The 26,952-nt window shown below is 35.3% G+C and carries 18 protein-coding genes and 2 tRNA genes; 15 read left to right on the forward strand and 5 right to left on the reverse strand.

The features are described from left to right. Positions 1–19: 19 nt before the first annotated feature. The 12 genes from ABIN61_04470 (at position 20) to ccsA (ending at position 19,132) form a co-directional block, all read left to right on the forward strand. A complete protein-coding gene (locus ABIN61_04470) occupies positions 20–2,371 on the forward strand; it encodes a hypothetical protein (GenBank protein ID MEO0293463.1) in 2,352 nt (783 codons plus the stop codon). 10 nt (positions 2,372–2,381) lie between these two features. Then, complete coding sequence (locus ABIN61_04475; GenBank protein ID MEO0293464.1) at positions 2,382–3,353, forward strand: PorV/PorQ family protein; 972 nt, start codon at positions 2,382–2,384, stop codon at positions 3,351–3,353. Between the two features lie 156 nt (positions 3,354–3,509). Beyond that, positions 3,510–4,937: an MFS transporter gene (locus ABIN61_04480; protein MEO0293465.1), complete on the forward strand. Its 1,428-nt coding sequence runs from the start codon at positions 3,510–3,512 to the stop codon at positions 4,935–4,937. 30 nt (positions 4,938–4,967) lie between these two features. Further along, on the forward strand, positions 4,968–6,566 hold the full coding sequence (locus tag ABIN61_04485) for a glycoside hydrolase family 43 protein (GenBank protein ID MEO0293466.1): 1,599 nt from the start codon (positions 4,968–4,970) through the stop codon (positions 6,564–6,566). Then, positions 6,566–7,654: an endo-1,4-beta-xylanase gene (locus ABIN61_04490; GenBank protein ID MEO0293467.1), complete on the forward strand. Its 1,089-nt coding sequence runs from the start codon at positions 6,566–6,568 to the stop codon at positions 7,652–7,654. Before ABIN61_04485 ends, ABIN61_04490 begins: the two co-directional genes overlap by 1 nt. 49 nt (positions 7,655–7,703) lie before the next feature. After that, on the forward strand, positions 7,704–8,930 hold the full coding sequence (locus ABIN61_04495) for a carbohydrate kinase family protein (GenBank protein MEO0293468.1): 1,227 nt from the start codon (positions 7,704–7,706) through the stop codon (positions 8,928–8,930). 19 nt (positions 8,931–8,949) lie between these two features. After that, complete coding sequence (locus ABIN61_04500; protein MEO0293469.1) at positions 8,950–10,779, forward strand: glycoside hydrolase family 3 N-terminal domain-containing protein; 1,830 nt, start codon at positions 8,950–8,952, stop codon at positions 10,777–10,779. 16 nt (positions 10,780–10,795) lie between these two features. Then, complete coding sequence (locus tag ABIN61_04505; GenBank protein MEO0293470.1) at positions 10,796–13,324, forward strand: GH116 family glycosyl hydrolase; 2,529 nt, start codon at positions 10,796–10,798, stop codon at positions 13,322–13,324. 20 nt (positions 13,325–13,344) lie between these two features. Further along, on the forward strand, positions 13,345–14,952 hold the full coding sequence (locus ABIN61_04510; GenBank protein MEO0293471.1) for an ASKHA domain-containing protein: 1,608 nt from the start codon (positions 13,345–13,347) through the stop codon (positions 14,950–14,952). Beyond that, positions 14,949–15,869, forward strand: coding sequence for a glycosyltransferase family 2 protein (locus ABIN61_04515; GenBank protein ID MEO0293472.1), 921 nt, complete (start codon positions 14,949–14,951; stop codon positions 15,867–15,869). Before ABIN61_04510 ends, ABIN61_04515 begins: the two co-directional genes overlap by 4 nt. Next, positions 15,838–16,737 carry a glycosyltransferase family 2 protein gene (locus ABIN61_04520; protein MEO0293473.1) on the forward strand — a complete coding sequence of 300 codons (900 nt, stop codon included), beginning with the start codon at positions 15,838–15,840 and terminating at the stop codon, positions 16,735–16,737. Before ABIN61_04515 ends, ABIN61_04520 begins: the two co-directional genes overlap by 32 nt. Continuing rightward, on the forward strand, positions 16,727–19,132 hold the full coding sequence (gene ccsA, locus ABIN61_04525; GenBank protein ID MEO0293474.1) for a cytochrome c biogenesis protein CcsA: 2,406 nt from the start codon (positions 16,727–16,729) through the stop codon (positions 19,130–19,132). The genes ABIN61_04520 and ccsA overlap by 11 nt, the downstream gene beginning before the upstream one ends. Here ccsA and ABIN61_04530 read toward each other — a convergent pair. Genes ABIN61_04530 through ABIN61_04540 form a run of 3 tightly spaced genes read right to left on the reverse strand, consistent with a single transcriptional unit; the run spans position 19,103 to position 23,636 of the window. Then, positions 19,103–20,290, reverse strand: a complete 1,188-nt coding sequence (locus ABIN61_04530; protein ID MEO0293475.1) for a RidA family protein — start codon at positions 20,288–20,290, stop codon at positions 19,103–19,105. The genes ccsA and ABIN61_04530 overlap by 30 nt on opposite strands. 8 nt (positions 20,291–20,298) lie before the next feature. Then, a complete protein-coding gene (locus ABIN61_04535) occupies positions 20,299–21,837 on the reverse strand; it encodes a cytochrome C biosynthesis protein (protein MEO0293476.1) in 1,539 nt (512 codons plus the stop codon). After that, on the reverse strand, positions 21,834–23,636 hold the full coding sequence (locus ABIN61_04540) for a DUF6057 family protein (GenBank protein ID MEO0293477.1): 1,803 nt from the start codon (positions 23,634–23,636) through the stop codon (positions 21,834–21,836). Before ABIN61_04540 ends, ABIN61_04535 begins: the two co-directional genes overlap by 4 nt. A 183-nt stretch (positions 23,637–23,819) precedes the next feature. Here ABIN61_04540 and ABIN61_04545 point away from each other — a divergent pair, with 183 nt between their 5' ends. Both ABIN61_04545 and gltA read left to right on the forward strand, forming a co-directional pair. After that, complete coding sequence (locus ABIN61_04545) at positions 23,820–24,668, forward strand: sulfide/dihydroorotate dehydrogenase-like FAD/NAD-binding protein (GenBank protein MEO0293478.1); 849 nt, start codon at positions 23,820–23,822, stop codon at positions 24,666–24,668. A 22-nt stretch (positions 24,669–24,690) separates the two neighbouring features. Continuing rightward, the gene (gltA, locus tag ABIN61_04550; GenBank protein ID MEO0293479.1) at positions 24,691–26,058 is read left to right on the forward strand and encodes an NADPH-dependent glutamate synthase; all 1,368 of its coding nucleotides are present in this window, start codon (positions 24,691–24,693) and stop codon (positions 26,056–26,058) included. Positions 26,059–26,123: 65 nt separating this feature from the next. Here gltA and ABIN61_04555 read toward each other — a convergent pair. Further along, positions 26,124–26,212, reverse strand: a tRNA-Ser gene (locus ABIN61_04555). Between the two features lie 16 nt (positions 26,213–26,228). Next, a tRNA-Thr gene (locus ABIN61_04560) sits at positions 26,229–26,301 on the reverse strand. Positions 26,302–26,501: 200 nt separating this feature from the next. Between ABIN61_04560 and ABIN61_04565 the strand changes: the two genes are divergently transcribed. Then, positions 26,502–26,952: GTP-binding protein (locus tag ABIN61_04565; GenBank protein ID MEO0293480.1), on the forward strand; the 451-nt coding region annotated here is incomplete at its 3' end.

Below are 26,952 nucleotides of genomic sequence, written 5' to 3' on the forward strand. Positions count from 1 at the left end.
AGGTAAAGGAGGTTAAAAAATGAAGCGACTAATTTTTTTCTTTGGAGTTTTTCTTACTTTTTATAGTTATGCTCAGATGATGAAAAAAATTAGTGTTGGTAAACTGGAGGCAAGGATTTTTGATGATGGAATTCAAAGCGCTACAAATTTACCAATGAGCCATTGTATTTACGTGAGAGGCTACTATACAGATCCTTGGGATTGGCTTGAAACCACAACTTATTGGCCTGGTGGGATGCTTAGAAATGCCTCTATTTTGGTTGGTTGCCGAAACTGGATAGATACTCTTGGGAATAGAGTTCCTTATTATGTGACAGGACATTGTAATCGTGAATCTTATGGACCTGGAGATCCTTATCAATTTAATGTTCCTTTCGAGGATGGTCTTACAATTCATCGTTACTCTCGCTATCCTCCACCAGTTGTAAAGGTGGATAAGGAACTGGTGAGTCCCCCCTGGGGTTTTCGTGGAGATGTGGTTGATTCTACAAAGGTTTGGGGAACCGCTGATATGATGGTTGAGTGTCATTGGAGGCTTTCAATTGGAATGGATGTTTATCAAAGAAACCTTGCTTGGAGTCAGCCTGATCACGATGATTATGTAATTTGGGATTTGACATTTGTAAATACAGGAAATACAGATAGGGATGAGGAGATTGAGCTACCTGGACAGCGCCTTGATTCTGTTGTAATTATGAGGCATTATGAAGCTTTGCCAAATGGTGGGCTTTATCCATTTGGAAGCTGGGCTGGAGTAACTGAGGATCATAATTCTCGTCTTTCCTATCCTTTTAAAGGGGATTCTTTAAGGATTAACTATGTTGCTCTTGCGAGGAAGGGAGGAATGAATTACGATACTTATGGTCATAAATGCAGTGTTGAGTGGGGTGGAAATCCAGAACTTTTGGATGGTTGTGGATGGACAGGGCATGTAATTCTATTTGCTCCTAAAAATCCAAAAGTTCCACAGACTTACCCAATCTCTAATCCTCAAGCAAGTAATGACCCAGCTCAGCCGAGTATGCATAGCACAATAGAAGGTTTTTACGGAGTTGTTTATAATCTTCAGGAACTTACGGATTCAAGCGAGTTTCGTCAGGTTTATAGATGTATGAGAATGGGAATTCGCGGATATGATGATACGACGAAAGAGGAAGTTAAAAAGGTTCATCTTATGAATGAGGTTTACGATGTCTATGATACAACCGCAACTGGAGCACCGACTTATTATTATCAACCTCAAGATAGGATGGGAGAAAAGTATATTAAGAGGGGTGCTGTATTTCCAAGGGATTGGGCTTATTATACTTTTTGCACCGCTCCAAAATTTTCAATAGGACCATACAATATGGAGTATGGAGACACCATAAGGTTTGTTTTTGCAGTTGTCGCTGGAGCTATTCATAGGAAAACTTCTTATGAGTTAAGTAGATATTGGATTAGTGGAAAAGCAAGAGAGTATGGTTGGCTTAAGGATATGGAAATGGATTCAATAAAAGCGGAGTATTTGAGAAGAGATCCTGTCGCTGAGATATATACTCCAATATCAGCTTATAGAAAGATTATATGGCCTGGAATAAATGCTGGTGGAGTTTATACTTGGGAGAATGATTGCGCAAAAGATTATGTTGTTTCTACAGGGAAAGATTCTCTTTTCAAAAATGGGCTTGCAGCCCAAAGAAATTTCAATATGAACTATAATATTCCTCCATCCCCTCCGCCTCCTAAGATTTTTAATGTTAACTCAAGCCCTGAAGGGATTAAATTAAGTTGGAGCTATGATACTGATCCAAGTAATCTTGGTGGTTTCAAGATATATAGAGCGATGGGTGGAACTTTATATAAAGAGGAAGGAGGGGTTGCTACAGGAGATTGGCAATTAATTGATTCTTTAGGGCCTGAGGTAAGAGAATATATAGATACAATTGGTATTGTTAGAGGTTATGATTATTATTATTCTATAACAGCAATAAGCACTTCTGGAGTTGAGAGTGGGAAGTGGTTAACAATGACCCAAGAACCATTTGCAGCAAGACTTTTGGATCCTCCTGGAATGAGCCTTGATGAAGTAAGAGTTGTCCCAAATCCTCTAAATACGAGACTAGGAATTGATAGAAGCCATTTTAGTGATGATCAATATAAGATAACTTTTCGTCACCTACCTCCTATCTGCACAATAAGGATTTTTACAGAGTCAGGAGAGCTGGTAAAGACAATAGAACACACAAATGGTTCTGGCACTGAGTTCTGGCAAGAGTATTGGTATCTCACCACAATTAATAACCAGAGACCGGCAAGTGGTATTTATATAGCTCATATTCAAACCCCAGATGGTAAAAGCATAGTCCGTAAGTTTATCATAATTAGATAGGGAGGGAAAGATGAGAAAGTTTTTATTTTTATTGATTAGCTTAGCTATTACTTCTTACGCTGGGATAGAGATTGATAAAGTTGCTCAGACAGGATGTAAATTCTTGGATGTTGGTTTTGGAGCGAGGGCTTGCGGTATGGGAGAAGCTTATACTGTTGTAGGACATGATGCTGATGCTCTTTTTTATAATCCTTCCTGTATTGCTGAAATAGATAATGATGTGGATATTTCAGGTGGTGTAACCTATTGGATTGCAGATATAAGACATAGCTATTTATCTATTGTTTATAACACAGGTAATTTTGGAAGTTTTGGCATTAGTGTTGTCTCTCCAAATTATGGAGAAATTTTAGGGACAGAAATAGCTCCCGAAACTGAAGAAGGTTTTAAAGACACAGATACCTTGGGTGTTTCTGCACTCTGTGTTGGAGTTGCTTATGCGAAAGAATTCACTGAGAAATTTACTGTTGGTGCTCAGATAAAATATGTGGCTCAGCATCTTGCAGAGACTTATTCCGAGAATCTTGGGGGGTATAAAGAGAATGAAATTTCTACGCTTTCGTATGATTTTGGACTTTTATTTTATCCAGGTTTTAAGAGCTTTGCTTTCGGAATGTTTGTAAGGAATTTCTCTCCAAGAGTCAAATACGAACAGATTGGATTTGAGCTTCCTTTGACTTTTTCTGTTGGAGTTGGTGTGGATAATCTACTTGATTTCTTTGGGAGTTATCCGGGGATGACCCTCACAGTTGGTGCAGAAATGCTTCATCCAAGAGATTGGAGAGAAGAATTTAATGTTGGAGGAGAATTTGGATATAATGATATGATATTTTTCCGAGCAGGATATAAATTTAGATATTCTCAAGAAGGTTTGAATTTTGGAGTTGGTTTGAAAAGTTCTGGGATAAAAATAGATTGGTCTTATAGTGAATTTAAACTTTTTGATTGGATAAATAGATTTTCTGTAGGATTCTCGTTTTGAGGATCCCTTAAAAAGAGGGAATTAAGAGAAGTTTTTAGGCAAGAGTTTTTCCTTATTTAATTGGAATTGAAAAAGGGGAGAGGTAGTTTTTGTTATTAGGTTTGAAGGAAAGTGTTTAAAAAACTTTTTAAAGAAGATTAAGAAAGGAGAGGTATTATGAATCTTGAATCGCAGAGGATCCCTTTGAAAGAGAAGATTGGGTATAGCTTGGGAGACGCAGCTGCTAATTTCTATTTTCAGATGTACATTGTTTTTATGATGTATTTTTATACAGATGTGTTTGGCCTTGCTGCTGGAACAGTTGGCACGATTTTTCTCTTTTCAAGAATATGGGATGCAGTGAACGATCCAATGATGGCTGCTATTGCTGATCGAACAAATACGAGGTGGGGAAAATACCGTCCTTGGGTTTTGTTTGCAGCTTTTCCTTTAGCTCTTTTTGGGGTTTTAACTTTTACTACACCAAATTTTGGTATAGTAGGTAAAATAATATGGGCTTGTTTTACCTACAATTTTCTTATGATGTCTTATACAGCAAATAATGTTCCTTATTCCGCGCTAATGGGTGTTATGACCGGAGATTCTATTGAGAGGACAGCTTTATCTTCTGCAAGATTTATTGCTGCAAATATGGCGATGTTGGCTATTCAAGGATTTGCCTTACCTCTTGTTGGGAAACTTGGTAAGGGTAATGATGCACTAGGTTTTATGCTTACAATGATTGTTTTTTCCTCATTAGCACTTCTATTTTTAATTATAACTTTCCTTAGCTCTAAAGAAAGAATAAAACCTGCTCCTGGCCAGAAAACCTCAATAAAACAGGATCTTTTTGATCTTGCTAAAAACCGCCCATGGGTTGCAATGTTTATTATGACAGTTTTTGTCTTTATTTATTGGTCTATGAAAGGAAGTATTGGGATTTACTACACTAAATATTTTGTAGATCATAATAGTCTTCGTAGATTTTTAGAATTTTTCCCATTTCTACGTAGGGGAGCAGCTTTAGATGTTGTAAAAACTGGTTTTACATTCTTTAGTGTTAGTGGAGTTTTAGCACAATTGATTGGAATTATGTGTTCTAAATTTCTTGCGGTGAGATTTGGGAAAAGGGATGTTTTCCGTGTTTGTCTATTTTTATCGGGTTGTTCAACTGTTGTTTTTATGTTTTTGTCAAAAGACGCAATACTTCTCCAGTTTGTTTTTTCTATCCTTATTCAGCTTTTCTATGGCCCAACAGTTCCTTTGTTGTGGGCTATGGTTGCAGATATTGCTGATTTTACCGAGTGGAAAACAAATCGTAGAGCAACAGCGATGACTTTCGCTACGATATTGTTCGCTCTTAAATTGGGATTAAGTTTAGGAGGAGCTCTTGCAGGATGGCTCCTTTCTTTATATGGTTATGTTCCTGATGCTCAGCAAACCGCTACTGCACTTAAAGGGATTCGCTATTTGGTAAGTTTGTATCCTGCTATTATGTTCTTTATTGGGGTAGTAGCACTTTTGTTTTATGAGATTGATAGGAAGATAGAAATAAAAATGGAAGAAGAGCTTTTAGAAAGACGTAAACATTATAAATACGAATGAGAAGAAGAATTTAGTAGAAAAAAGCAGATTATGAATCAGTTGTGTTTTCTTTTTTCGCTCTTTTCAATATTTGTCTTTTTAGGCTGCCAGCAAATAAGGTATAACGAAATCTATACGAATCCTGTTATTCCAGGCTGTTATCCTGATCCTAGTATTTGTAGGGTTGGGGATGATTATTATACTGTTCATAGCTCTTTTGAGTATTTCCCAGGAGTTCCAATATTTCACAGTAGAGATTTGGTTCACTGGCGTCAAATTGGTTATTGTCTAACAAGAGAGAGCCAACTACCTCTTAAGAAAATGAGAACTTCTGGAGGAATATATGCTCCAACTCTCAGATATCACAATGGTTTATTCTATATGATTACCACCAATGTTGATGGAGGAGGTAATTTCTATGTGACAGCGAAGGATCCTCGTGGCCCTTGGTCCGATCCTGTATGGTTGGATAAAGGAGGATTTGATCCTTCTCTTTTCTTTGATGATGATGGGAAGGTTTATTATACTCGTCATGAAGGGGAAGCACACGGTTATATTGCTCAATGTTTGTTAGATTTAAAAGAGGGAAAACTTGAAGGAGAGATGAAAAAGATATGGGAAGGAACAGGAGATATTTGGCCAGAAGGTCCACATTTATATAAAATTAATGGAAAATATTATTTAATGATTGCTGAAGGGGGAACTAGTTACGGTCATATGATTACAATAGCTCGTTCTGAATCCCCTTGGGGCCCTTTTGAGCCAAATCCTAATAATCCAATTTTGACACATAAACATTTGAAAGATCATCCCTTCCAGGCTCTTGGACATGGAGACCTTGTTGAAACTCCTGATGGATGGTGGATTGTTTTTCTTGGAATTAGACCAAAAGGAGGTTACTATAATCATCTTGGGAGAGAAACTTTTCTTGCCCCAGTTAAGTGGACTAAAGACGGTTGGCCTATTGTTAATGAAGGAAAGCCAATTGAGGAGATAATGAAGGCACCAAGATTACCGAGATTTGAGGTTGAAGAAGAAGCGGTGAGGGATGACTTTGATAAAGAGGAATTTTCCCTTTGCTGGAACTTTTTAAGGAATCCTTATATAGAGAATTACTCTTTAACTGAAAGACCCGGTTATCTTCGTCTTTATGGATCAGAAATTACAATGGCAGATCAGGATTCTCCGACATTTCTTGGTCGCCGTCAAACAGCAATGGAATGTAAGGTGGTTACGAAACTTGAGTTTAATCCTCAAAAAGAAAATGAGGAGGCAGGGCTTGTTATTAGAGGTAATGAGGCAAACCGTTATGAATTAGGAATTACAAAAAGAGATGGGAAACGTTGTGTGTTTTTGAGGAAAACTGTAAAGGGGAAATTAGAAGAGCCTATTAAGTATGAGGGGATTGGAGAAGGAGAGGTTATTCTCTCTATTGAAGCAAAACCTCTTTCCTATGAATTTTTCTATCAAGTAGGAGATGAAGAACCTAAGAGTTTAGGAACTGCACTTACGAAATATCTTTCCTTTGAGGAAGTGGAAAGCTTTTTGTTTACAGGTGCATATATTGGGTTATATGCAACTGGGAATGGTGTTAAATCTACAGCTCCAGCTGATTTTGATTGGTTTGATTTTATTGTGTATAAGAAATGATGGAGAAAATTAAGGATTTTAGAGAAGATTATCCTTTAAAAGAAATAATTAAGGATTTCCATATTGGAGTCGCTCTAAGTAAAGATCAGATTGAAGGAAAAGAGCCATTAACAACAGCTCTTGTGGAGAGACATTTCAATAGCATTACTCCTGAAAATATTCTTAAGTGGGAGGAAGTCCATCCTGAGCTTGATAAATATAATTTTTCTCCAGTTGACCTTTTTGTAGAATTTGGAGAAAAAAATAGAATGTTTATGGTTGGGCATACTCTTGTTTGGTTCTATCAAACTCCTTCCTGGGTTTTTGAGGATAAAGATGGGAACCCTTTAGATAGAGAATCTTTACTAAGTAGAATGAAAGACCATATCTTTACTGTAATGGGTCGGTATAAAGGAAGGATTCAAGGATGGGATGTTGTTAATGAAGCAATTGCAGAAGATGGGAGTTTTAGGAAATGTAAATGGTTGGAAATTATAGGAGAGGACTATATTCAAAAAGCTTTTGAATATGCTATGGAGGCTGACCCATCTTGTGAACTTTATTATAATGAGTATGATCTTGAGAAGCCTCCTAAGTGTGAAGGAGTGATCCGTCTTTTGGAGAATCTTAAGAGGAAAGGGATTAGAATAGATGGAGTTGGGGTTCAGGGGCATTGGTTTTTAGATTACCCTCATTTGGAAGAGATTGAGGCTTACATTTTAGCTATTTCTAAATTGGGGTTAAAAGTTATTATTTCAGAGTTGGATGTAAGTGTTCTTCCTTTTTATCCTGTGGATTCAAAGGCTGTGGATCTATCTTCTTTTCCAGTAGAATTCCAGAAAGTTCATAATCCTTATCCGGATGGTTTACCAGATTCTGTAGAGGAAAAACTTGCAGATCGGTATTCAGAATTATTTTCTTTGTTTAGGAAGCATAGAGACAAAATTAAAAGGGTGACTTTCTGGGGTGTCCATGATGGACAGTCCTGGAGAAGTTATTTACCAATAAGGGGAAGGGTCGATTATCCAACTTTGTTTAATAAGGATTGTAAACCAAAGTTGGCTTTTGAGGCAGTTATTAAGGTATTTCGAGAATGTAATGAGGGTTGACAGAAGGTTTAGATATATTATTATAAAAGCGAAAAAGGAGGAGTAGAAAGTGGCTAAGAAAAAGGATATTGAAGTTGTGGCAGCCGGGCATATTTGTCTTGATTTGATTCCGGCTTTTACTATTAAGGATAAGGTTGATAAAATCACAGATGTCCTTATCCCTGGAAAGATGATTAATATGGGAAAGTGCGTTGTTGTAGGAGGTGGTCCTGTAACAAATGCAGGGGTTTCAATTCGTAGACTCGGTGTGAAAACAGAACTGATTGGAAAAATTGGAGATGATGATTTTGGAGAGGATGTTTTAAGATGGTATGAGGAGCATGAAGGTCATTTCAAAGGGATTAAGATGGTAAAAGGAGAATCTACCTCCTATACTATTGCGATTTGTATCCCAGGGATTGACCGATTTTATCTTCACCATTGTGGTGCTAATGACACTTTTTGTTACGACGATATGGACTTTGATCTTGTTGCAAGGGCTAAACTAATGCTTTTTGGCTATCCACCATGGATGAGGAAACTTTATGAAAATAAAGGAAGAGAACTAACAAGAATTCTTAAGAAAACAAAGGAATTAGACACAACAACTGTTCTGGATCTATCGCTTCCTGATGTAGATAGTTATGCTGGACAGCAAAACTGGAAGGCCATTCTTGAGGATTGGGTTCCTTTAACAGACATTATGGCTCCGAGTGCAGAAGAAATTTTTTATTTCCTTTATAAAGATGAATTTTTAAAGAAAAAAGCGAATCTTGGGCCAAGAGATAGTGTTCTTGATCATATAACAGTGAAGGAAATTTCTAATGTTGGGAGAGACTTAATAGAAATGGGAACAGCAGTTGCTATGGTAAAATGTGGACATAGGGGCTTGTATATTAGAACTTCTGATAAAGATAGACTTAGTAAGATGGGTGCAGCAAAATGTTCAAATCTTGAGAATTGGGCTAATCGAGAGCTTTGGTTCCCTGTATATGAGGAAGAAAAATTTGTAGGGGCTTTGGGTTCCGGAGATTCAGCAATTGCAGGTTTTATTGCCGCATTTGTTTGGGGGCATTCTATTGAATCTTGTCTCCGTTATGCAAATGCGGCGGGGAGTATGAATGTTACTGTCCCGGATGGACTTACTTGGAACAAAGGATTTGATGATTTGACAAGAAGGATCAACTCGGGATGGAAGACGAAAAAGATGGAGATTAGAGAGGAAGGGTGGAGGTTTGAGAATGGTTTCTGGGTTGGTCCTTGTAATTTTGGCAAATGGGAAACAGAAATAAAATAAAAGGAAGGAGAGGTTATTTATGTCTAAAGCAAGAGATCTTTTTGTTAGTAATAAACTTAAAGAAATGACCTTAGACGAAAAGATTGGGCAACTTTTGACGTTTACCTGGAGGGGAGCAATCTTGACACCCAGTGGGACTGAGCAGATTACAAAATTACATTGTGGGGGTCTTTGTCTTGAACCTTATGCTCTTGAAACTTGTAAAAACCTTTACTGGGGTAATTCTCAGATAGATCCAAATTTTAAAGAACCCAAGGGTTATTTTAAAATAGCAAATACTTATTTTTCTGGGAAAACTTATGGTATTAGTATAACTCCTTGGGAGTATACAGAGAGATTAAATACCCTTCAGAAAATAGCTCTTAACCGTCCTTCTGGGGTTCCTTTGCATATGACAATTGACTTTGAAGGTGATTTTAAGAATGATTATATGTCTGGCGGAATTAGGCAATTTATACCTCCAATGGGAATGGCTGCCATTGGAGATACAAAACTTACTTATGAGATTGGTTTGACTATTTCAAGGATGCTTTCGGCAATGGGTGTAACTCAAATGTATTCTCCTGTTTGCGATGTAAATGTAAATCCTGATAACCCCGAGATAGGAATAAGGGCTTTCAGTGATGATCCTCAAGTTTGTGCTAAGCATGCAGTCGCTTTAGTGAAGGGTTTACAGGATGGAGGTCTTGTTGCAACTGCAAAACATTTCCCCGGAAGAGGAGATTCTGCAACAGATGCTCATGATGTTTTAGATGTAATAAGGTCTGATAAAAAGAGGATGCATGAAGTTGAGTTAGTTCCATTTAAAGCCGCAATAGATGCTGGGGTGAAAGCCATTATGACAGCCCATTCTGTTTATCCTGCTTATGATGATAAATTCCCTGCTACTTTATCAGAGAAAGTTCTTAAAGGTTTATTGAGAGAAGAGTTAGGATTTGAAGGGGTTATCGTTTCTGATGCTATTGGTATGGCAGCAATTTTGAAGAAATGGCCCTTACCAGTTGCTTGCGTTATGGCTATAAAGGCGGGTGTTGATACGATTCTTTTGAAGGCTGATGATGAATCAAGATCTCAATGCTTCTTTGGGATTAAAAGAGCTGTTGAAGAAGGTGAAATTCCAATGGAGAGGATTGATGAGGCTGTGACTCGTCTTCTGCGAATGAAATATGACCAAGGCCTATTCAAAACGGCTGGGAAAAATGATCCAAATAGAGTCTATAAGATTACAACTGATAAAAAAGTTATTGATTTCTCTTGGGATGTTGCGAAAAAAGCCCTTATTATAATGAGAGATGATAAGAAATTGTTGCCATTAAAGAAAGAAGAGAAGATTCTTGTGATAGAACAGAGAATTCCTTACGAATTTGTTGGTAAGGACCCATATCATCACACTCATATGTTCTCAGAGAGAATGGCTTACCACTCAACAAATCTGATTCTAACGGATACTGAATTTTCTGCATTTGAAGATGAAATTAAAGAATGTCTACAACTTGCTAAACAAGCAGATCTTGTTGTTATGACTAATTATTATGCAAGAATTGTTAAGTCTGGCAATAATCAACTTCTTGTTAAGAAGTTAAAGAAAGCAGGTCATAAGGTTGTGGTTGTGACGAATACTCCTTATTTAATAGGAACTACAGAGGAAGCCGATGCTGTTGTCTGCAATTTTAGCGCTACCCCAGATTCTATTAGAGCCTCAGCAGATTTACTCTTTGGTAAAATTAAACCTTTCCCAAAAACAAAAGTTCCTGTAAATCTTGAGGTAGAGAAAAAGAAAAAGAAGAAAAAGGTGAGTATGAAAGCTCCAAAGAAGAAAGGTTCTTCTTTAGACATCTCTTATTGCTAAAAGAATAAAGGAGGGGATGATGCCAGGGATAAAAATAAAGGATGTTTTTACGATTTCCGGATCTGAAATAACACAGATTTATGAGAAGAACAGGATGAAGGTTCATTTCCAGGGGATGTCAAAAACCCTCCTTTTCCCTCAAACAATTGCCCTTCAAGGTGCTCCTACCTGTTCTATTGGAATTTCTCCCTATGGTTTGTATAATAGACTTAATGATTCAGGGAGATTGATCCTTTTAAATCAAAATGCTATTCAGTTTGGTTCCGCTCCTTTTATAAGGATAGACGGAGAAGCTTGGATGCTTACAAGTAAGGATCCGGAATTGGTAGAGGGTCCTGATGATATTCCTGCTATGAAGAATTATTATCATCCACCTTTACCAGAAAAAAACATCACGATTTCTATTGCGACTCCTTCTTTGGAGATTGTTTATAAGATAGGTAAAATTGTTGTTACAAGAAGATTTATTTCACCGTTTTTATATAAAAGAGAACACGCTCTAATGCCTATTGGTGTTGAGGAATATGAGGTTAGAAATACAACCGATAAAGAAAAAGAAATTACCTTGGTTTTACCTCGTCCTTCTCTTGTGAATCTTCAAGAGAAAGAATTAAAGCCTTTAGATCAGGATACTGTTTACATATGTTCAACACCTGTTAAAGGACACATTCATGAGGATTTTGATACAGAGACTATTAGAGGAGTTGTAATGGGAAGCAAAGAATGCGAAGACAGAATGGTCATAGCTTGTCCAAAAACGAAAGGTGTAAAAATAGATACTCAGCCTTATTTTTGCCTGAATCGACTGAAACAAGATTTGTTGTTGAATGATGATGGAACCTTTTATGAAAAAAGACCCCCAAAGTTAAATCAGGATTATGGTGCAGCTATAAGTTTATCCTTTACTTTAGGACCAAAAGAAGAGAAGAAGATGCCATTTGCAGTTGCCTTGGATTTCCCTAAACAGCGTTTTATTGATGGTAAGACATTTGAGCGTAGATATGTTAGTAGTTTTAAGAATGAGAAGACAAGACCTATTGAGCTTGTTAAGATTGGATTGGATAATTATCCTCTTTGGTTCGAAAGGACAATGACGATTCAAGAGAGAATATATAATTTGATAAGGAAGAGTCCTTCTTATAAGAATGATAATGAGGGAGCTTTAAGATTAGCAAGATTAATCTTCAATGAGTTTAGTTTCCCTCTATCAAATGCGGCTTGTTGGGTTATAGATGAAAAGGGGCAAGAAAGAGCAAGATTCTTAGAATGTTTTGATTATTCTTATATTGATCCTTCGGATGTAGAATGGTATTCGATGATGCTTCTTGTTCTATTCCCTGATATTGAAAAAGAAATCTGTCAGAGGTTTATTGACTCTATTAATAAGGAAAACAAAGAGAAACGCTATTATCATCATCATGCTTCTTTTGTAGAAGCAAGGAAGCATTTTGAAGAACATCCTGAAGAGTACGAAGGTAAATCCTTGACTCAAATCTATGATATAACGAAGATTAAAGGGGCTGTTTCACATGATTTAGGACATTGGGTGAAAGGTCATCCTTTGCGGAATGTGAGTGAATATGCCTGGTATAACGATAACTACTGGATTGATCTTTTCCCGAAGCTTGCAACAAGAGTTTTACGTAATGTGAAATTTACTGGTGATATAGAGTTCTTAAAGAAGAATTGGGAGACACTAAAGTTCGGCTTTGAACATTTGAAAACGCACGATCATGATGGGGATGGTATTCCTGAAGGTTATCCTGGAGAAGTGAAGAATACTTTTGATAATTTACCTCTTTTTGGTGTAGATGCTTACGATGCTACAATTTTTATGGCAGGATGTAAGGCTATGAGTATAATGGCCGGTATGATGAAGGATGAAGAGGCTAAAAAGAAATATGAAGAAAGTTTTGAGAAAGCTTTCACTCAATTTGAGAAATTGTGGAGAGAAAAGAAAAACAAGAAAGGTAAAAAACTTCAATATTATGTAACTTGTTATGACCCAAAAACAAAAAAGATAAATACGGATGTCTGGTTAAATCAATTAGATGCGATTTGGGCTTTACTTTCAATGGGAGAAGAATCTTTTATCCCCGAGGATAAAGTAAAGAAAATTCTTAAGACAATCTATGAGAATAATGAGACTTTAATGGGTTGGGCTATGTGTCGAACAGAGAATGGGGGTAAAGTGGAATCTGAACAGGGACAAGACGTTTATACAACTTCTAATTATGTTTTTGCTGAGCTTCTTGATTACTATGGGATGGTGAAGGAGAGTAAGGAAGTTTATAAGAAGATGGATAAAGTTATATTTGGTCATGGAAATTCTCTGATTTCTCCAGATAATATACGAGCTGAATTGGAAATAGAACATGGAGAGAAGACCCCAGGACCTCATTATATTGTGGCTGCTTACCCTCGTCCTGGCGCGATTTTAACACATATTGTTTTACAACATATAAAGGAGCTGAAAGAAAAGAAAAAGACTGAAAGAGTAGATTCTAAGGACTTACAAGCTTTTATTAGAGAGTTAATGAAATAGAAAAATTTGGGAGAAATTGAATGCACAAACGAGGTCCAAAAGAGGAACCTCGGGTGGTTTTCCCTTTTTTTGGAAAATCTAAAGAAATAGAAATTGGAAAAACTCTTCTCCATTATGCCCAAGAATTAAATATTCCAATAAATGCAGGATGCGGTGGTTTAGGGATTTGTAAGGAATGTAGAGTGAGAATAGAAAAAGGGGGAGAATCCTTAAGTAAAAAGACAAAGTTAGAAGAAGAGTTAGATGAGAAAGAGAGATTAGCTTGTCAGGCAATTGTTGAAAATAAAAAAAGCGATCTTTTTGTAGAGGTTCTTTTTCCTGGTTTTGTAGATAAAATTCTTACAGGAGGGAAAAGAAGAAAACTTCAAATAGATCCATTACCTAAAAGGAGAGGAAATAAAGTTTTTTTGGATGGAGAAGAAATTGGAAATTATCAGGATGGATTATTTGGGATAGCTGCAGATATTGGAACAACAACCGTTGTTTTACATTTAATAAATCTTGAGAAAGGAAATATTGTTTATACTTCTGCTTTTGAGAATCCGCAAAAGAAGATCGATGGGAACAATGTTATAAGTAGAATAAAATTCGATTCAGAATATCCTGGAAAACTTCAGTTTGTTCTTATCTCAAAGATAAATGAAGAGATAAATAGAATGCCAGTCAGGAAAGAAAGTATTTATGATTTTGTTGTTGTGGGGAATAGCACAATGAGAGATTTGTTTTTTGGCCTGCAGGTTCAAAGTCTTGGAGTTAGCCCTTATAAGTCTATTACAGAGAAAGAAGGGAAGAAAACTTCTATTAAAGTAAAAGGGGAAACCTTGAATCTTCATATTAATAAAAATGCTATAGTTTATTCTCCCCCTTTAATTGGCTCTCATCTTGGTTCTGATGCTCTTAGTGTTTGTCTTTCTTGTGGTTTATTTGAGGAAGATAAAAAAAATATAATGTGTATAGATATTGGAACCAATACGGAAATAATTTTGAAGACTGAGGAAGGTATTTTTGCAACTTCTTGTGCTGCAGGATCTGCTTTAGAGCCAATGCCTGCTCTTCCTGGTGCAATTTACAGATTCGGAATGACTAATGGTGTTTTTACCTGGGAAACAATCGGAGAAGTAGAGCCGATAGGTATTTGTGGCTCTGGAATAATTGATATTTTAGGATGTTTGATTAAAAATGGACTGATGGATGAGAATGGGTATTTAACAAAAGGGAAGATTTTTAAAATAACAGATAAAATAAAGATTACCCAATCAGATATAAAAGGAGAAAAAGGACTTCTTTGGAGTAAAGCAGCAATATCTCTTGGGATAAGAGTTCTTTTAGAAGAAGCAAGGATTTCTTTAGATGATTTGGATAAAGTGTATCTTGCAGGGTCCTTTGGGAGTTTTATTGATAAAGAAAATGCAAAGATTATTGGTCTTATTCCAGATATTTCTTCAAAGAAGATAGTTCAGGTAGGTAATGCAGCTGCCTTAGGTGCAGAGGAGATGTTGCTATCTTGTGAGAAAAGAGAAATAGTTGAGGATTGGGCGAGTAAAATAAAGAAAATATTTTTAGAGGAAATTCCTGATTATGGGGAGAGACTAATCTTATTCGAACAAAAATTTAAAAGATTGAGATGAAAAAGGTAAAAGCTTCTGTTATTATTCCTACTTCTGATAGACTTCCGGTTCTAAAGGCTTGCATTTTTGCTCTCTTGAATCAGACGGTAGAGGATTTTGAGATTATTCTTATTGATGATGCTTCAAGGGATGGGACAAGAGAATTTATAGAAGACTCTAATTTCTCTAAAGTTAGATATTTCCGACTTGAGCAAAGGAAAGGACCTTATTATGCTCGAAATTTAGGAATAAAAGAAGCAAAAGGAGAGATAATAATTTTTATTGATTCGGATGTTGTTGTTTTCCCGGATTTTGTAGAAGATCATTTAGAAATTCATGATAGAAGGGAAGATCTTGTTGTTCAAGGGATGGTTAGACATATTGAAACATTAGATGAGGTCAATTTTAATAGATTTTATCTCCCTAATGCTCTTTGCCTTAGAACATTTATTACCCAAAATGTTTCTCTAAGAAGGAAATATCTTATAGCCGTAGGTGGTTTTGAATTATTTGGCCCTGAGTTAGGTTATAAAGATATAGATTTAGGATTTAGACTAATGGACCTTAGACTTAAGTGGGTTTATGGGATAAGGAAATGCAAGGCTTTCCATATAGATGGGGAATTATCTTTGGAAAGTCTTAAGGGTATATTTTTGAAGTGGGAGAAGCAAGGAGCTTCTGCGTATTATTTTGTTAAGAAGTGGGGAAATAGAGGAGAAAAATACGCAAGAACAAAAAAAGCTATTTTATTTTCTAAGTTATTTAATACAAAAAGATGGATAGAGAATGAAAATGTTATTAGGCTTATTTTGGAAAGCGAAGATAATTTCGGTTTAGTTTCGGCTTTCCTTAGAGGATTAGCTCGTTATCATTATAGGAATAAAGGGATTGAAGAGGCGAGAAAAAATGAAGGCTTCAGTTATAGTAGTGACATTTAATAGGGCTCCTATTTTGGTTCATTGTATAGATAAACTATTGAACCAATCGGTGGATGATTATGAAGTTATAGTTGTTGATGATGGTTCTACAGATGGAACAGAAGATTTGATAAAGAAAATTGATGATAAGAGAGTTTTATATCTTAAAAATGAAAAAAATATGGGGCAGCCCTTTTCCAGAAATAGAGGAATAAAAATTGCAAATGGAGAGGTAATTATATTTGTGGATTCGGATGTATTAGTTCATAAAAATTTTGTAGAGGACCATTTGAAAATTCATGAAAGAAACGATAAATTGATTGTTCAAGGTTTAGTTAGACATATAAGAGATATAAAAGATTATAATAAAATGAATCTTAAAATTGATGGTCTTTGCCTTAGTGGACTTGTTACCCAAAATGTTTCTGTTAGAAGAAAATGGCTTTTAGAAGTTGGAGGCCTTGACGAGTCTTTTGGAACCATTATGGGGTATGAGGATATAGAGTTGGGCAGGCGCCTTAAAGGGATTGGTCTTAAAACTGTTTATTCTTGGAGAAGGTGTCTTGCTTGGCATATGGATGGCAGAGAAACAGATGAACGTTTAGAGAGCGTTTTTAATAAAGCTTTTATGTTTGGTAGAAATGCAGTTAAATTTTCAAGAATGTATGGTAAGAAAGTGGCAATGAGACATTTAAAGAAAAATTATGTTTTTTTTATAAATAAGATTCTTGGAACAGAATATTGGGTGGAGAAAAAGGGCCTTAATTATCTTAAGACGCACAAAAATGGTTTTTCTTATCCAATTCTAAAATGGATTATAAAATATTATTACAGAGGAAAAGGAATTAAAGAGGCTTTGAAAGAGGAAGGAAGTATTTATGATTATTAAAAAATTTCTTAGAATTTTTATTTCACCTAAAACCTCATTTCTTCTTGTATTTTTTCTTATTCTGAGTGTTATAATTGGCACATTAATTGATAGGAATTATGGAAAGTCTACTGCAGAAGTTCTTGTTTATAATTCTAAATGGTTTACAATTCTTTGGTCTTTCTTCGCTATTACTCTTTTGACAAATCTTATTTATTTTAGGTTATGGAAGAAAAAGGCTATCTTTTTTTTCCATCTTGCAATTTTGATTATTCTATTAGGTTATGGAGTTACTCGGTTTTCAAGCGTGGAAGGTTTTCTTCATCTTAGGGAAGGAGAGGGGGGAAATGAGTTTTTCTCTCCCCATCCTTATTTGTGGATTAAGGTGAGTGATGATAATTTTTCTATGAATAAAGAATGTCCGATTTATGATATTTTGGGGGAAGGATGGGAAAGAAAAATCGATGCTGGGGATTATCCTATTTATCTTAAGATTGAAAATTATATCCCAAATGCAAGAAAGGCAATTGTGGAAGATTCTACCGGAGAACCTCTCTTAGAAATTGTTGTTTTTACTCCTCATTTTTCTACTTCTTGGATTTTAGAGAAAGGAGAAAAGGATTCTTTATTTGGCATTAATTTTGGTTTTGAAGCTCAGTTTAAAGGAAAAGATCCTTTTATTAATTTTGAAGAAAAAAAAGAAAGAATATGTTTTTTCGCAAATCGCCCTATTAAAATGGAAGATAAAGCTGGGCAGAGATATAATCCTTTTATTTATGTGGAACTGGAAAGTTTAAAAATTTATACAATTGATACAGTTTCTTTTATGTTAACCAAATATCAGCCAAAAGGAAGAATTAAAGCCATTCCTATGGAAATCTTTGAAGAAAATTTAAAACGCATTGAGGCAATTAATGTGATTGTAAAAAAGGGAATTTTCCATAGCTCATTTTCATTATTCTTGGAAGATAAAGACAAGTCTAACTCAAAAGTATTTGATTTTAATGGACTTAAGATGAATTTGAAATTTGGGCAGAAATCATTTTTTTTGCCTTTTACATTACGTTTGGTAGATTTTAAAATCAAGCGATACGAAGGTAGAGAGGAGCCATCTCAGTTTCAAAGCGAGCTGGTAATAGAGGAGCCTTATCTTAAAAAAGGGAAGTATTATTCAATTTGGTTGAATCATCCGCTTTTTTATAGGGGCTATCATGTATATCAACACTCTTTTGATAAGGATGAGAAAGGCTCTACTTTTTTTGTTGTAAAAGATCCTGGAACTCCTATTGCATATTTCGGCTTTTTCCTACTTATTGTAACAATGATTTTTATAGCTTTTAGCCCTAAAGGAAGAATTAGGGAACTTAAAAGAGGACTTGAGAACTCTTTTTTATCCTTTTTATTTCTTAATTTTTGTTTTAATCTTTCTTCCTGGAATGTAAAAATTGAGAATTTTTATTATCGTATTAATATTTTTGAAAAATTAGGGGAGTATTTTTTAGTTATTATAGGACTTTTTCTGTTAATGAATTTGTTTTTAAGGATTTTAAAGGTTCGCTTTAAAAAAACATTTTCTTTTGTAGATAAATTTCTTAATTTTGGAATATTTGTTGGATTTTTGGGATTAAGTTTTGGTTTAGCTATTAGGTGGTTTTTGTCTGGTTATCCGCCATTGAGTAATAAATATGAAACTATGATTTTCGTCTCTTGGGCTATTCTTTTAGCTGGAATTTTACTCTCTTTTAATTCTCGTTTACCAATTCTTTTTGGAGGAACCTTCTCCGGGGTTTTGTTAATCCTTGCTCATTTATCCTCAAGCTATAAAATTAACCCTCTATCTCCTATTTTGAAGTCAAAGTGGTTAATTTTTCATGTTGGCATTGCAATAACTAGTTATGGGTTCTTTTTTATAGGAACCGGAATGGCAATTTTTACTCTTTTAGTGTTGGGGCTTTCAATCTCTAAAAGAGAAAATCAACTTCTTTTTAAGACTTTGAAGTGGAGTAAAATTATAGAACAAGCGCTTTGGATTGGTCTTTTCCTTATTATTTTAGGAACAATATTTGGAGCAATATGGGCAAATGAAAGTTGGGGGAAATATTGGGATTGGGACCCAAAAGAAGCTTGGACATTAGTTGTGATTCTTAGCTATACTCTTCTTCTTCATCTTCGTGTTATTTTCCCTTCTAATTGGAGATATTGGCTGATTGTAAGTTCAATACTTTGTTTTGGGAACTTGCTTATGACGTATTTTGGGGTAAATTTATTTTACTCAGGGAAACATTCATACATAAATGGAGGGTTTACTAAATTTCCCATAGGAATAATTCTATTTTTAGGAATTTGGTTCTTATTATCAATTCTTGCGTATCGAAATAAAGATATATTAAATCCGGAGGGCAAAAGTCGCTTCTAATTCAAATAGAAGTTCTTCCCTACATACATCAGCTATCAAATATAAAGCGGGAATATCAGAAAGGCCTAAGGATTTTGAAATTTCTTGATAAATTGGGAAGTCACTTTCTCTCTTAATAAATATTGTAGCTTCGCAGAGGTCTTTTATGGAAGCTCCTTCTAAACTGATAAGAGATTTTACTACTTCTATTGTATGTTTTACTTGGGATGGGAAATCCCCAAGGTGAATACTTTCTCCTTTCTCGTTTATAGAAGCAGTTCCTGAGACAAAAATCCATTTTACTTCTGGCTCTACTACACAGGTAGCTCGCGCAAAAGCCGAACCGTATTTATAGGGCGGACATTGTAAAGTCCCTGGAAGTGGACGAATTTGAATTTTAGAACCGGCTTTCGGAGAGACTGCGAGGAGGTCCATAATTGTGGAAGCTCCTTTTGGATTTTTCCCACCAATTCCTGTACTTGCAGGTAAGGGAAATTCTTCTATTATATTAAGTTTTTCTTCTTTTGGAATTAATCCAAACTCTTTATAACAAGTATTTCTTGCTAAATTGAATTCGTTATACCAGTCTAAGATTTTATCTACATAAATCCAAGTTCTAACCACATCTCGGTAAGAAGCTCCTTTAGATTTTAAAAGGGCTTCCGCTTTCCGAAACATATTTTCTGCTTGCTTTTGATAAAATTTTTTGTTTTTTAGATTTTTCCCCTCTATACTTTGAAGCTGTATATAAATAGCTCCATTTCTATTCCAGATTCTACCTATAGGAAGATTCCCCTTTTTAAATATTTCTATCTTTTCTTCCGGAATAGTTGGAGAAAAAGAACGAATTTGAATTCCTGAAAAGGGACTGTCAAAGCAAGATTTTCCTTCGATGTAAGTTATAATTCCTGCATCCAAAGGTTTTTTAATTTTCATTTTTTTATTTCGGATTTTAAGTATTTTTTTGTAAAATTCTATATTTCCAAAAATTCTTTCATGAATAATCTCTGATTTTGAATTTGTTAGAATTTCTGCAATTTTATCGTAAATGGCAGAAGCTATTTTAAGAGGATCTGTATTTTTTTCGGTTACAAGCCCAGTTATACATAAATAGGTATTTTGAATTTCGGTAAGGAAAATTTTAAATTCAGGGTATGAGTAAGAGCTTCTTTTGATCATAAACTAATCTATTGGGGATGTGGAACCCAGGTAGGTTTTTCTTCTTCTTTCTTTTGAGTTGGTGTTAATTTTGGATCTAAATTTGCCTGAATTGGCTTTTTATAAGCGGATTTTGCTAAATTCTTCGGTGAGAAACGGACTGGTTTTTTGATGAATTCAGGCACATTGAAATTTTCTAAACATGTTTCGTAATAAGAAGGATTTTTTTGAGGGAGAATAAATGGCTTTGATACATTTCCCTCTTTATCAATGTAGGCAAAATATGGCCTTGAGAATAAGTGGTCCATCCTTTTACTGGAAAAGACAATCCAACGGCTGTTACTTGACCAACTGTGAAAACTTTCTGTATATTCGGTGTTGAGTTCTAATTTTTTTGTTTCCCCGGAAGAAAGGTTCAAAAGATATAGATCAGAACTAGATAAATAAACAGGGAAATTTCCATATGCAGAAACTGTGAAAAGCACAAAATTTCCATCAGGGGAAACACGGGGTTGATTGATACTCCCTCCAACTTTAGATGCGGAGAGGACAAGCTCTAATTTACCCCAAGTTTTTGTCTTTTCTTCGAAAGGAATCCGCATTAAATCGTATTGAATTTTATTATACGCTAGTTCTTTTTGGGATGGATCCTCGTAGGTTTCAAGTTTAGGAGCACTTGAAAAGTATAAATATTTTCCATCCGCTGACCAGGTAGGCCAGTTTTCCATTCTGTTTTGGTTTGCTATTTGAGAATCGGTTGTTATAGTGTTTGAAGGGATATCATATATTAGTAAATCTGAGGCTCGGTCTAATACGTCTCTTGGCTCCCCAATGGAGTGGTAAAACAAAAGAAGTTTATTTATTGAGAATGCAATGAGGTTTCCAGATGGGTGCCAGGCAGGATAGGCTACAGGAGCTTGATTAAATGCAGTTCTTGTATCAATTTTGTATACATCGTTTCCAAGCACTAATAACATTGCTGTGCCTGGACCTCTCCTTAAATGCAAAAGCCATTTTTCCGGATTATTACTAAAGAAATTGTGACAGTTAATACAATTTTCTTGAGTTAATCTATTGATAAGAATGGGAGACTCTTCAAAATTTTCAATACATCTCTGATAGATCCCCATTTTTTTCCAGTAGGTATATAAAGGGCCAAGGCGACGATAAGCAATATAAGAGTCAATAGAGTCTAAAGCGATTTGATTTATAATAGGAGAGAAACGAAGCCAATTACCCAAAGAATCTTTTATTGCAATTTCTATTTTGTAGGAATTTCCTCTATTTAAAGATAGAAAATTCTTCCAGGCTTTCATAGGAATTTTGATAATAGGTGATTTCCTAAAAATTTTAATGGGAGCCCCATAAGAACCTTGTATTTCTACCTTATATTGAGTTCCCTTTTCTTCAATTCGGAAATTTAAAGGAGCGATATTTGGGGGAATCGTAATTCCAGAGTAATCCGGAGAAATTGTTGGTGAACGGGGAACGAGCATTTCAGTTTGGGAAGAAGAGCATCCAACCCAAAAGTTAAAAAAAATTATATAAAACAAAATTGCTTTTTTCATTTTTTCTTCTCTCCAATAAATTTTATGAACCAATAATACCAATAAGTGTCGCCGAGCTCCTCTTTAAGTTCATTTAAGGAGGTTTTATCTAATTGAGCTTGAAGAAGAAGAGATTGAAATTTTGAAAAACGCTGAAAAATATAAGAATTAACATAAGGTTTTAATGGGTCAATTTGTCTCCATTTTGATAGGAAGGCATAAAGAACAACTGCTTCTTGAATGTGCCGAGGAATTCTATTATATCCAAAAGTTTTAAATTTGTTTATGTTTTCCCATATTACTCTAAGATTCCCTCTTAGGAGTTCATAAGCCACTAAATATTCAAATGCCATTCTGTTTTTAGGATTTTGTTGGAGTAAAATCAAAAGTTCTCTCTCTGATGGTTCTGCTATTGAAATGAAATCATTCTCTGGGATTAAACTTTGGAATTCTTTTAGGGTTCTATCTTTTTCAAATAAGTCTTTTTCTTCTGCCAATCCGAGTAAAAATTTCGCTCTCGTTCGGCTTTTTATAGTGTATTTTAATTTTCTCCAAAACATCTTAGCAGTTTCTTTTTCGCCTTTTAGAAGATAAATAAGACCTATTCTATCTAATATTTCGGGAGTTTGCCCACTAACTTCCATAGATTCATTAGCCCAGTGTAAAGACTCCGAAATAAGACCAAGTTCAAAGAAAAGTTCACAAGCTACTTCCGGATTCTCAAAGCAAAGTTCCCGATTTGGAAGAAGCCCAATGGGTCCAAACCATTGAGGGTATGCGAAAGCCGAGTCTAAGAGATGACCTTTGTAGTAAAGAGCTCTATTTATTTGAATTGTAAGATGAGGATTTATAGACGTTAGTTTTTTACCAATCCTAAGAGTGCTTTCCCAATCCATTTTTCTAGATGCGCGGAAAACCATTAAGCGTTTTGTAAGGGAAGAGTTAAAGCCAATCCATATTTTAAGAAAAAGAGTAAATAGAATAGAAATTGTTCCTCCAACCCATATTAAATCTTTTATTTTTCTGAACTTGTTTCTTATCTTGTCTAATAGAGAAGCGAAAAACGCAAAACCTCCAATTAAAGGAAAAATTAGAAGAAATCCCAAACGGGCAAAAAGAGGGGGGTAAGATCCTTCAATTGGAAGATGATGTAGGCAAGCTTGCCGAAAGGAAGTAAGAGAGAAAAAGGAACCAATTATACAAAATAGTCCAGAAATTAAAAGGTAAAATAAGCTCCTTTTGGATTTAAAATTTATCCATTCCCAAATAGCACAGAAAATTGTGAAAATTAAGAAAGCACCTCCGCAAATCCAGAATGAAACCCCACTTAAAATTGTATATATTCCTATTTTAACTAGTTGAGATTTTAGATTCCATTTAATGAATAACCAAGTAAAAATTAATACAATAAGAGTGGCAATTCCTAATGATAAAGGTGTTTGATAATAAGCATATAAAAAAAGAAGGAATATTCCGGGAATCCAATGAATAGTGTGTATCTGGGTTTTCCAGAGGATATTTGTGATTTTTTTTGTAAAAAATGCAATCCCCAAGAGTATTGCAGAAAGAAATAAAGCTCCAATTAAAGGATATTCAAGAATTTGTCCCAAAAAGGCAGAAATATAGTCTACAAGCCCACCCGAGATAGAGAGATGCTGTTTTAGAAAATCCCAATATGTAAAAAATATAGGGCGTTGAAATTCATAAATTAGTTGAGAATGGACTCTAAAAATTATAGCAAATAAGGATAGAGAAAAGACCAAAAAGTCTTGTGCCCAAACTTTATAACGATAATTTATCTTAGACAAGTAAGAATTCATTTTTAAAACGATTTTTGAAAAATATACAGAATGCTATTAAAATGTCAAGAGTGATATTTTCTCTAATGGAATCTCAACTTTCTATTTGATGGTCGCTATTTTAAGCTTAATATAAAAAAGAAAAATTTTTGGATTGACAAAAATTGAAAGTTAATATATATTTCCTTCCACACGGAGTTACAAATGTTTAGGATTTTAAAAAAAGAAGTGGTAGGTAAAAATTTAAATAAATTTGTAATAGAAGCACCTTTGGTTCCAAAGAATTATAAACCTGGGCAATTTGTGGTTATAAGAATTGATGAAAAGGGAGAAAGGATTCCTATTACAATTGCAGATGTGGATAAGGAGAAAGGGACAGTTACAGTTTTTGTTCAAGAAGTGGGTAAAACCACTTTTAAGCTTGGAACTCTGAAGGAAGGAGATTATATTTCTGATGTTGTTGGGCCTCTTGGTAAGCCTGCAGAGATTGTTAAGGTAGGAACTGTGGTAATGATTGGTGGAGGGGTTGGGGCTGCAATTATATATCCTGAAACAAAAGCATTTAAAGAGGAAGGAAATTATGTAATTTCTATTATGGGTTTTAGAAGTAAAGAATATGTTATTTTAGAAGATGAAATTAGAAAATATTCAGATGAATTTTATATTTTTACAGACGATGGTTCTTATGGAAAAAAGGGATTCACCACTAATGGGCTTCAAGAACTTATTGATGCAGGTAGAAAAATGGATCTTGTTGTTTCTATTGGTCCTGCTTTAATGATGAAAAAAATTTCAGAGATGACAAGGAAGTATAATGTAAAGACAATTGTTTCTTTGAATTCAATAATGATGGATGCAACGGGGATGTGTGGAGGATGTAGGGTTGAAGTTGGAGGAGAATCTAAGTTTGCTTGTGTGGATGGTCCTGAATTTGATGGGCATAAGGTAAATTTTGATTTACTTATAAAGCGTCTTTCTATTTATAAGAAAGAAGAGGAAAAAGCCCTTAGGCTTTATGAAAATTGTGTAAGTGAGGAGAAACGTGAGTATTAAAGAAGAACTTAAACGTGAACCAATGCCGAAACAGGATCCGAAAGAGAGAATCAAGAACTTTGAAGAAGTTGCTCTTGGATATTCTGAGGAACAAGCAATTAGAGAAGCTAAAAGATGCCTTCAATGTTCTAAACCGCTTTGCATTGAAGGATGTCCTGTTGATATTAATATCCCGGAATTTATTAGATTGATTGTAGAAAAAAAATTTGTTGAGGCTGCAAGAAAGATAAAAGAAGATGATGCCCTACCACGGATTACAGGTAGGGTTTGTCCTCAAGAGACTCAATGTGAAGCAAAATGTGTTTTGGGGAAGAAATTTGAACCGATAGCAATAGGGAGATTAGAGCGATTTGTTTCGGATTATGAAGCAAATTATTCAAAAGAAAGTTGGCAAGTGAAAAAGATTAATAATAAAAAAGTTGCGGTTGTGGGTTCTGGTCCTGCAGGGCTTACAGTCGCGGCAGATTGTGCGAGAATTGGATATAAAGTTAAAATTTTTGAAGCTCTTCATAAACCAGGAGGGGTTCTTGTTTATGGGATTCCAGAATTCAGGCTTCCTAAGGAAATTGTAAATCTTGAGATTGAAAAACTAAAAGAAATGGGAGTGGAAATTGAATGTAATGTGATAGTGGGGAAAACTATTACCATAGAAGAGCTTTTTGAAGAAGGTTATGGAGCTGTTTTTCTTGGTCTTGGAGCAGGTCTTCCAAGGTTTCTTGGAATAGAAGGAGAGAATCTTTTAGGAATATACTCGGCCAATGAGTTTCTTACAAGGATAAATTTAATGAAGGCTTATAGATTTCCTGAATACGATACCCCAATAATTGTAGGGGAAAAAGTTGCTGTTGTAGGCGGAGGGAATGTAGCTATGGATGCTAGTAGATGTGCGGTTAGACTTGGAGCGAAAGAAGTTCATATAATATACCGCCGGTCAAAAGAGGAGCTTCCCGCAAGAAAGGAAGAAGTTGAGAATGCAGAAGAGGAAGGAGTGATTTTTGATTTTCTTGTAAATCCTGTAAGATTTATTGGAGATGAAAATGGATGGGTTAAGGGAATTGAGATGATAAAGAATGAACTTGGAGAAAAGGATAGTTCCGGTAGGAGAAAACCAATTCCAATTCCTGGAAGTGAATTTGTTTATGAGGTGGATACAGTTGTTGTGGCTATTGGACAAACTGCTAATCCTCTTCTTTTAAATGTTACTCCAGATATAAAAAGAAATAAATGGGGATATATTGAAGCTCATCCAGAGACAGGAAAAACTTCTAAGATTGGAGTTTTCGCAGGAGGGGATATTGTTACAGGGGAGGCAACTGTTATTGCTGCGATGGGTGCGGGGAGGAAAGCAGCTAAAGCAATTGACGAATATCTTAAGACTGGAAAGTGGTAAACTCAAGATAGTTTCTTATAAATCTCTTTAAAAAATAAAAGAAAGTTTAATTCCCTTTTTGATAACGGAGAGGCAGGGATTCGAACCCTGGTCCCACGATTAAATGGGAACACGATTTCCAATCGTGCACCTTCGGCCTCTCGGTCACCTCTCCATTTATATTCATTTTTAGCTGGTGAGCGGGATCGAACCGCTGACCTGCGCATTACGAATGCGCCGCTCTACCGGTTGAGCTACACCAGCACTTTAAAAATATTATTAAAAATTAAGAAATAATCAACCCCTTTTAAAAAAAAATTTAAAAAAACCCTTGACAAGATGAATATTTTTTATATTATACCATAAAACTTTTTAGGTTTTTTAAAAAAGTAAAGGATAATTGGAGGTTTCAAAAGCCTCAAAAAGAAGGGGTTTATATTTTTATTATATTAAGGAGGTATATAATGGCGAAGGGCAAGTTTGATAGGACGAAGCCGCATTTAAATGTTGGGACGATTGGACATGTAGATCATGGGAAGTCCACGTTGACTTCTGCGATAACAAAGGTTTTATCGGCTAAGGGGTTAGCTGAGTTTGTTCCATTTGATCAGATAGATAAAGCTCCGGAGGAGAAGGCGAGGGGTATAACGATTCAGTTAGCTCATATTGAGTATGAGACGGAGAAGAGGCATTATGCTCACATAGATTGTCCTGGTCATGCTGATTACATAAAGAATATGATAACTGGTGCTGCTCAGATGGATGGTGCAATATTAGTTGTGAGTGCTCCTGATTCAGTGATGCCTCAGACGAGGGAGCATGTTTTATTAGCGAGGCAGGTTAATGTTCCTGCTATAGTAGTTTATGTAAACAAAGTAGACATGGTAGAGGATCCCGAGTTATTAGATTTAGTTG

This window comes from candidate division WOR-3 bacterium, assembly GCA_039804165.1.
Lineage (GTDB): Bacteria > Hydrothermota > UBA3072 > UBA3072 > UBA3072 > JAFGHJ01.